The 588-nt window shown below is 70.9% G+C and carries 1 protein-coding gene; it reads left to right on the top strand.

Going from position 1 to position 588, the window contains the following annotated elements; genetic code table 11:
* Positions 1-588: NAD(P)/FAD-dependent oxidoreductase (locus tag HMPREF1023_RS14970; protein WP_009307337.1), on the top strand; the 588-nt coding region annotated here is incomplete at both ends.

The following is a 588-nucleotide window of genomic DNA, read 5'->3' as shown; positions in this document are numbered from 1 at the left end:
AACTTCATGAACCTACCGAAGGGTCGCCGTCGCCCGGACGTCGCGCGGTGATCCTCGGGTCGGGAGACATCGGGCTGATCATGGCGCGCCGTTTGGCGTCGCAGGGGGCCGAGGTGGTGGGCGTGCACGAGCTGATGCCGCATCCGTCCGGTCTGCGTCGCAACGTGGTGCAGTGCCTGGACGACTTCGGCATCCCGCTGCACCTCAGCTCCACGGTGACGCGGCTGGAAGGGGAGGGTCGCCTGAGCGCGGTGTACGTGTCGCAGGTGGATCCCGAGACGATCCAGGTGATCCCCGGCACCGAGCAGCGCATCGCGTGCGACACGCTGCTGCTGTCGGTGGGCCTCGTGCCCGAGAACGAGGTGGCGAAGTCGGCCGGGGTGGGGCTCGATCCCGTCACCGGCGGAGCGCGGGTGGACAACCGTTTGGCTACCGACGTTCCCGGCGTGTTCGCCTGCGGCAACGCGCTGCACGTGCACGATCTGGTGGACCATGCGTCGCAAGAGGGCGAGCGCGCGGGCGCCGCCGCGGCCGCTTATGCGCGGCAGGCGGCCTCGGGCGCCTCGGCCGCGCGCGATGCGCATGTCG

This window comes from Eggerthella sp. 1_3_56FAA (assembly GCF_000185625.1).
Lineage (GTDB): Bacteria > Actinomycetota > Coriobacteriia > Coriobacteriales > Eggerthellaceae > Eggerthella > Eggerthella lenta.
The sequence above is the reverse complement of the archived record's forward strand: the minus strand, read 5'-3'. Positions and strand labels throughout refer to the sequence as shown.